The following is an 8,227-nucleotide window of genomic DNA, read 5'->3' as shown; positions in this document are numbered from 1 at the left end:
GGCGACCCGGCTTCACCGGTCATTCGCTGCGCGAATGACTCCCCTGCGCTGCTCGCAACAGGCGGCCGGCGCAGAACTCGCCCTTCGGGCTCAGACAGCTGCGCCGGAAAGCCCCGCCCGTTGCTGCGCTGCTCGGCGGCTCAGACGGGCTTTCATCGGGCACCGAGCCTTGCTGATGGAGCGGGGGACGGTTTCGAGTGTGGGGTGTTAAGTCGTCCTTCGAGAGACTTCCTTGCTGCTGCGCTGCTCGGCGGTTCAGACGGGCTTTTTGGAATCACCGAGCCTTTGCTGAAACGGTTGTCGGGATTCAACCCCGGTTGGGTTTCTTGCCGGTTGCCGAGAGCCTCTCGCGCGTTTAACGGCAACGATGGCACCCGTAGAGGCGCGGTGCCCGGTAAAAGCCCGTTCCAGACCGCCGAGCAGCACAGCAACGGGCGGGGCCTTCCGGCGCGGCTGTCTGAGCCGGCTCAGCCGGCGAGTTCCGCGCCGGCCGCCTGTTGCGAGCAGCGCAGGGAAGTCGTCCGCGCAAGCGGACGACCGGTCTGGCCGGGTCGCCTTCTTTGCCTACTTTCTTGGCGACGCAAGAAAGTAGGGCGCCCGCCGGGGCGGAAGCGGGGTTTCGCGGAGCATTGCTCCGCGCCGCTGGAGCCGGCCGGGTGTGCAAACCCGGCCGTGGAACGCGTCCCGGCCAATCCCTGCTCGGCCAGGTATCACAGACAAACGTCAGCCGGCAGCCGTCGACCACCCGAGGCCAATCCCTGCCAACCGAAGGCACTCCCTGTAGGTCGGACTTCAGTCCGACATCCGTCGTGGGGGATGGCGCGGTGTGTCGGACTGAAGTCCGACCTACAGTTTGACCTACAGGTCAGCGGGCCGACCCGCCGGGGGGCAACAATGGGGACCACCCCATGAACCTCTCCCGCCTTTTCATCTTCCGCCCCGTCGCCACCACGCTGCTCACGCTGGCCATTGCGCTGGCGGGCTTGATCGCCTTCCGGCTGCTGCCCGTGGCGCCGCTGCCGCAGGTGGAATACCCCACCATCTCCGTCTCTGCCAGCCTGCCCGGGGCGAGTCCGGAGGTGATGGCGTCCACCGTGGCCGGGCCGCTGGAGCGGATCTTCGGGCAGATCGCCGGGGTGACGGAGATGACGTCCACCAGCACCCTTGGCTCCACCCGGGTGACGCTGCAGTTCGACCTCTCCCGCAGCATCGACGGCGCCGCCCGCGAGGTGCAGGCCGCCATCAACGCCGCGCGCAGCCAGCTGCCCACCAGCCTGCCCAGCAACCCCACCTATCGCAAGGTGAACCCGGCCGACACGCCGATCATCATCCTGGCGCTCACCTCGGCCACCATGTCCCAAGGGCAGCTCTACGATGCGGCGTCCACCGTGCTGGCCCAGCGCCTCGCTCAGGTGGATGGCGTCGGGCAGGTGAGCATCGGTGGCAGCTCGCTGCCGGCGGTGCGCGTCGAGCTCGACCCGGACCGCCTCGCTGCCAACGGGATCAACCTGGACGACGTGCGCACGGCCATCGTCGGTGCCAACGCCAACCGGCCCAAGGGCGTGCTGGAGGACGAGGCCCACGCCTGGCAGGTGGGCGCCAACGACCAGGCCCGCACCGCCGACGACTACAAACCCCTCATCGTGTCGTGGAAGAACGGCGCCGCGGTGCGCCTTGCCGACGTGGCGCGGGTGCGCGACGGGGTCGAGAACGACCGCAACTACGGCTACGCCAACGGCCGCCCGGCGGTGCTCTTGATGATCAACCGCCAGCCCGGCGCCAACATCATCGAGACGGTGGATCGGGTCAATGAGCTGCTGCCGCGCCTGTCGGCCAGCATCTCGCCGGCCATCGACCTCACCGTGGTGATGGACCGCACGCCCACCATCCGCGGCTCGCTGAAGGAGGTGGAGCGCACCCTGGCGATCTCGGTGGCGCTGGTGGTGATGGTGGTCTTCCTCTTCCTGCGCAGCGCCCGCGCCACGGTGATCCCCAGCGTGGTGGTGCCGGTGTCGCTGATCGGCACCTTCGCGGTGATGTACCTGGCCGGCTACAGCCTCGACAACCTTTCGCTGATGGCGCTCACCATCGCCACCGGCTTCGTGGTGGACGACGCCATCGTGGTGCTGGAGAACATCGCCCGCCACGTGGACGAGGGCATGTCGCCGCGTCGGGCGGCGCTCAAGGGTGCGCGGGAGATCGGCTTCACGGTGGTGTCCATGAGCCTGTCGCTGATCGCCGCCTTCATCCCCATCCTTGCCATGGGCGGGCTGGTGGGGCGGCTGTTCCGGGAGTTCGCGGTGACGCTGTCGGCGGCGATCCTGGTGTCGATGGTGGTGTCGCTCACCGCTACGCCGATGATGTGCGCCCGGCTGCTGCGCGCGCGCCCGGCCGAGGACGCGCCCCGCAGCCGTTTCGACAGGCTCGCCGGCGGCGTGCTCGACACGCTGGTGGCCGGCTACCGGCGCACTCTGGGCTGGGCGCTGGATCACCGCTGGCCGGTGCTGCTGGTGCTGGCGGCCACCATCGGCTTCAACGTGCATCTGTACAACACCATTCCCAAGGGCTTCTTCCCGCAACAGGACACCGGCCGCCTGCGGGGCTTCGTCGAGGCCGACCAGGCGATCTCCTTCCAGGCCATGAAGGCCAAGATGGACAGCTTCCTCACCATCGTCGGTGCCGATCCGGCGGTGGATACGGTCACCGGCTTCACCGGTGGCAGCCAGCGCAACTACGGGTCGATGTTCATCTCCCTCAAGCCCATCGGCGAGCGCAAGGAGTCGGCCGACGCGGTGGTGGGCCGGCTGCGCAAGAAGCTCGCCAAGGTGCCCGGCGCCAACCTGTACCTGAGCCCGGTGCAGGACATCCGGATCGGCGGGCGCTCCAGCAACTCGGCCTATCAATTCACCCTGCAATCCGACAGCCTCGACGAACTGCGCATCTGGGAGCCGCGCATCCGCAACGCCATGAGCCGGCTCGACGAGATCGTGGATGTGTCCACAGACCAGCAGGACGCCGGCCCCCAGACCAGCGTGGTCATCGACCGGGACGCCGTCGCCCGCCAGGGGCTGACCATGCGCGCCGTCACCACGGCGCTCAACAACGCCTACGGCCAGCGTCAGGTGTCCACCATCTACAACCCGCTCAACCAGTACCGGGTGGTGATGGAGGCCATGCCGAGCTACCTGCAGGGGCCGGATTCCCTCGCCCGGCTCACGCTGGTGTCGCCCACCGGCGGGCTGGTGCCCCTGTCGGCCATCGCCCGCTTCGAGACCACGCTGGCGCCCCTGTCGGTCAATCACCAGGGCGGCTCGGCGGCCTCGACGATCAGCTTCTCGCTGCCCGAGGGCGGCTCCATCGGCACCGCCACAGCGGCGATCAACGACGCGCTGGCCAGGATCGGCGTTCCGGTGGGCATCCGCACCAGCTTCGAGGGCTCGGCCGGCGCCTTCCAGAAATCCATGAGCACCCAGCCGCTGCTGATCCTTGCCGCCCTCGTCACCATCTACATCGTGCTGGGCATCCTGTACGAGAGCCTGATCCACCCGATCACCATCCTCTCCACGCTACCCTCGGCCGGCGTGGGCGCGCTGCTGGCGCTGTTGGCGGTGGACATGGAGTTCAGTCTCATCGCGATGATCGGGGTGATCCTGCTCATCGGCATCGTCAAGAAGAACGCCATCATGATGATCGACGTGGCCATCGAGCTTATGCGCCGCGAAGGCGCCAGCGCCCGCGACGCCATCCACCGGGCCTGCGTGCTGCGCTTCCGGCCGATCCTGATGACCACCCTGGCCGCGCTGTTCGGGGCGATCCCGCTGGCCATCGGCGCGGGCGATGGCGCCGAGCTGCGTCAGCCGCTGGGCATCGCCATCGTCGGCGGCCTGATCCTCAGCCAGATCCTCACGCTATACACCACGCCGGTGGTGTTCGTGGCGCTGAGCCGGTTTGCCCGGGGAACGAAAAAATACGAAACCGACGCCGTGGCACAGCCCGCGCTGGATGGAGCACGCTGAACATGAAACACCTGGTTGTCGAATGTCCCCCCAGCCCCGGCAGGTCAACCTGTAGGTCGGACTTCAGTCCGACATGCGCGGGTCGATCAGGCGGTGTTGTCGGACTGAAGTCCGACCTACAGGTCAACCTACAGAAGGCGCTGGCTATCGCTGCTACGCTGTGCCTGTCGGCCTGCACCATCGGCCCCGACTATGTCCGCCCGACCGTCGACACCCCCGCCGCCTTCAAGGAAGCCGGCGACTGGAAGCCCGCCACGCCCCAGAGCCCGGCCAGCGGCGACACCTGGTGGACCGCCTTCGGCGATCCGGTGCTCGATGCGCTGCAGGCCCAGGTGGAGGTCTCCAATCAGAACCTGCGCGCGTTTGAGGCCCAGTTCCGCCAGGCCCAGGCGCTGGCCGATGCCGCCCGGGCGAGCTGGTTCCCGACCATCAACGCCACCGCCGGCGCGACCCGCTCGGCCACCTCGGCGGCCACCGACGCCGCCGGCAGCGCGCCGCCCCGCAACAGCTTCAACCTTGGCGCCACCGCCAGCTGGGAGGCCGACGTGTGGGGCCGCATCGCCCGCAACGTCGAGGCCGCCGACCTGCGCGCCACCGCCAGCGAGGCCGACCTCGCCGCCGCGCGCCTGTCGGCCCACGCCAGCCTCGCCCAGAGCTACTTCCAGCTACGCGCGGCGGACCGCCAGAAGCAGCTCCTCGATGCGGCGGTGGTGGCCTACGAGCGCTCCCTCAAGCTCACCCAGAACCGCTACGCCGCCGGCGTGGCGGGCAAGGCCGACGTGGCCCAGGCCGAAAGCACGCTCCGCAGCGCCCGCGCCTCGGCGCTGGACGCGGCCCTGTCGCGCAGCCAGTTTGAACACGCCATCGCGGTGCTGGTGGGCAAGGCCCCGGCGGATTTCGCCATCGCCCAGGTGGATGGCCCGCTGCCCACGGCCATCGTGCCAGTCACGCTGCCTTCGACCCTGCTGGAGCGCCGCCCCGACATCGCCGCGGCCGAACGCCGCGTCGCTGCCGCCAATGCCGCCATCGGCGCCGCCCAGGCCGCGCGTTTTCCGGTGCTGGGCCTCACCGCGTCGGCGGGCTTCCGCCGCTCCGACATCGCCGATCTCATCACCGCGCCCAGCCGATATTGGTCCCTCGGCCCCACGCTGGCCGCGACGATCTTCGACGCCGGCGCCAAGAAGGCCGCCGTCGGTCAGGCCCAGGCCAGCTGGGAACAGGCCGTCGCCACCTACCGCCAGACCGTGCTGGTGGCCTTCCAGGAGGTCGAGGACAACCTCGCCGCCGCCCGCTACCTGGAAGCCGCTGCAGTTGAACAGGCTGCCGCCGTGGCCGCCGCCGCCGAAGCCGAGACCATCGCCGAGAACCAGTACCGCGCCGGCACCGTGAGCTATCTCAACGTCGTCACCGCCCAGGCCACCCATCTCGCCGCCCGCCGCACCGCCAACGACCTCGCCGCCCGTCGCCTGGTGGCCGCGGTGCTGCTGGCGAAGAACGCGGGGGGCGGGGTGGCGGCTTCGGCTGGGCGTTAAGGGGCAAGGCTTCGCGAGGTTTCAGGTGTCGCTGCTTGAAGCCCCCCGCAATGCCTCCTTCAACAGCCAAGCCACGTCGTCCATCAGGATCAGGTTCCGCTGCAGGGGAACCTGGTAGTGGTAGCGGTTTTGCTCCCTGGCCAGCACAAAGGCAAGCTCCAGCCTGTCCAGGGATGCCTGAACAGCCTCCGCGCCGGGGTGGTGACCGTGGCCGTCCAGAAGCTTGAGCAGATCGGTTAGGGTGAAGCGATCAAGGCCGATGCTGGCGTAAACCGTTATTTGGTCTTGCCGCGATTCGGCCTTTACGCCGCTCAGGTCGTTCCATCCCAGCATGGCGGTGCGTATCGCGTTGCCATTCAGGGCGTTGTCGAGATGGGCGGCCCGGATCACCCTTTCGGTATTCGCCAGATCGCGCAAGGCCGCGTCGCAGGCAATGCTGATGAGGTTCGCCCGCCGGCCGGTTTCCGTGATCAGTCGCTCGACAAGCGCTTCGGATTCCCACGAGATTCCCACCCGCGCCATCGGCTCGGTGGCCAATTTGCGGCAGGCATCTTGTTCCAGTTCTCCCACGGTCAGCACGGTGCCGAAGTTCTTGAGCGGAGACTGGTAATCCAGGGCGGCCTGCCGGTACAGGGCCCAGAAGCCGGCCAGAATGAAGTGGGCCTGCCCGGTTTCGCTCAAGGCACGCAGTTTCTGCAGGGTTGCATAGCCGTTCTTCCGCTCTGCCTCAACAAAGCCATCGGCTTCGTCGATGAGCAGCAGGGTGTGTTCGGCTCGGCGGCCCAGATCGTCCAGCACATCGTCCAGCGTGGCATCGGCGGGCAGGCCAAGGGCCTCGACGATGGCGCGCAGGCCGTCCTCGCTGCTGAGGGTGAGGTAATGGCAGCGGCCCTCGGGTTTGTTCGCGCACAGGCGCTCGACCTGTTTCAATAGGCTGGATTTGCCCACTTGCCGGCCGCCCACCACCAGATAGTTGGCCGGCTCCCGGCCGACGATCTGGGCGAGCAGCGCGCCGCGCCCGAAGAACAGGCTCTGCTTGTGCACGCCGGCCCCCGTCTGATAGGGCGAAATCTGCGTAACCGGAACGTGGGCGGCAATCAACCGGGCCAGCGCGTCCATCGGGTCGGTGGCCAGCAGCATGGCGGTCAAGGCCTTGCCCTCCGGGGCCACCAGCAAGCCGCCCCGTTGCTGGGCCAGCCGGTGGAATGCCTGACGCTGCTCTGGCGAGCTGCCGACGATCAGCGTGACCTCGCTCGGCGTGCCCAGCCGGTTGAGCACGTCGGCGGCGGCGCTGTCGGCGTCCGGCGCGCAGATGCGCAGGCGCGGCAGATTGAGGGGGAAATCATCGCCCAGCTCGATCTCCCACAGGGGCTGCGCTGACTTGACGGCCCTGGCCGTCAGTTGCAGGCGTTCGGTCAGGGCGGCGACACGGGCTTCCGGCGCGGCGTTGCTTGCCCGGTCGGCAATGGCCAGCCAGCTTTCGTGGGCCTGGTTGGCCTGCAGGATTGGGCCGAGCTTGCCGGCCCGCGCCAGCGCCTTGCCGGCGCCGGCCAGTTCGCCGGGGTCGAGTTCCGTCAGCGCCGTCGGCGCCGCCGTCAGCCGGAGCACCAGCGGATGGCGAAAGACCCACTGATAGCCGATGCCAAGCAGCAGCAGGCTGAACCCCGCGCCATAAAGCAGCCACGGAATGCCCGGCGGGCTCACCGCCACATCCGCGAAAGCCCAGTCATACAGCGGGAAGCTCCCGCTCTTTTCGTCCCCCAGGCTCATCCCGGCCAGGCGCGCCTTGAGGGCCTGGGGTTTGGCGTCGGGGGAGAGGCCAAAGCTCAGGCTGCGCACCTGCCCGGTCGGCAGGCCGTCGGGCGGTAGCTCGGCCGGGGCCACGTCCCCCAGCCCGTCGCCAGCAAGGCGGAACACGGCCTTGGCGAGCGGCGCGCCGGTGTTCTCCAGATTGACCACGATGGCCTGGGTGTCCCCGGTCTTGAGCCAGCGCGCATCCTGAACCCGCAGCGTAGGAGCCTGGATGTTGACCGGCACGCTGGGCAGGACTATCGGCGGGCCATAGGCCTGGTGGAGGGCCAGGGCGATCTGGCGCATCTGTGGCCCTGGATTGGTATTGTCGGCGTGGAGGTGGAGCTGCCCTTCCAGCACGGCCTCCTGCCCTGGGTCCAGAAACGGCAGGGTGTCTGGCGCCAGGCGCCAGCCGTGCCGATCGGCGCCGGCTGCCGGCGTCAGGCTCAGCAAGAAGGCCCGGCCGGTGCCCGTGTTCCTTACCCTCACCGCCAGCCGCAGCACACTGCCGGCAAGGCCGTCGATCGGCGTGGTCGAATCGACGTGGATCGACAGCGCTTGCGCGTCGCCGGCTGGCGTCAGCGGTACAAGCTGCTTGTTCGCATCCTGCAGCTTGATCAGGCGGCCGTCGTCCAGCCGCCAGCAGGGCTGGGCGGCGGTCCGGCAGCTTACCCAGGTGCCGTGGTCGCTTGCCACCAGGATGCCCGCCTCCTGGTGGGTGGCAGCATCCCACAGGCGGACGGAGCCGTCGGTGGATGCGGAAGCGAGGGTCTTGCCATCCGGGCTGAAGGCGACGCTCCCGACGGGGCCCTGATGCCCTTCGAGCCGAGCGCGCTCCCGTCCGGTGGTGGCATCCCACAGGCGGAGGGAGTTGTCTTCGGAAGCTGA

At 68.9% G+C, this 8,227-nt stretch carries 3 protein-coding genes; 2 read left to right on the top strand and 1 reads right to left on the bottom strand.

Annotated elements, in window-relative coordinates; translation table 11 throughout:
• The first annotated feature begins 908 nt into the window (after positions 1–908).
• Both Q0672_RS11275 and Q0672_RS11270 read left to right on the top strand, forming a co-directional pair.
• On the top strand, positions 909–4,016 hold the full coding sequence (locus tag Q0672_RS11275; protein WP_298622240.1) for a multidrug efflux RND transporter permease subunit: 3,108 nt from the start codon (positions 909–911) through the stop codon (positions 4,014–4,016).
• Positions 4,017–4,018: 2 nt separating this feature from the next.
• Positions 4,019–5,548: an efflux transporter outer membrane subunit gene (locus Q0672_RS11270; protein ID WP_298622238.1), complete on the top strand. Its 1,530-nt coding sequence runs from the start codon at positions 4,019–4,021 to the stop codon at positions 5,546–5,548.
• Positions 5,549–5,569: 21 nt separating this feature from the next.
• Here the strand turns inward: Q0672_RS11270 and Q0672_RS11265 are convergent.
• A partial coding sequence (locus Q0672_RS11265) for an AAA family ATPase (RefSeq protein WP_367179958.1) occupies positions 5,570–8,227 on the bottom strand: 2,658 nt, incomplete at its 5' end.

It is taken from the genome of uncultured Zoogloea sp., assembly GCF_937894855.1.
GTDB lineage: Bacteria > Pseudomonadota > Gammaproteobacteria > Burkholderiales > Rhodocyclaceae > Zoogloea > Zoogloea oryzae.
The sequence above is the reverse complement of the archived record's forward strand: the minus strand, read 5'-3'. Positions and strand labels throughout refer to the sequence as shown.

Excerpts from the sequence above, each read along its gene's own strand:
- Q0672_RS11275 (WP_298622240.1), top strand. The coding sequence starts at position 909 with ATGAACCTCTCCCGCCTTTTCATCTTCCGCCCCGTCGCCACCACGCTG.
- Q0672_RS11270 (WP_298622238.1), top strand. The coding sequence starts at position 4,019 with ATGAAACACCTGGTTGTCGAATGTCCCCCCAGCCCCGGCAGGTCAACC.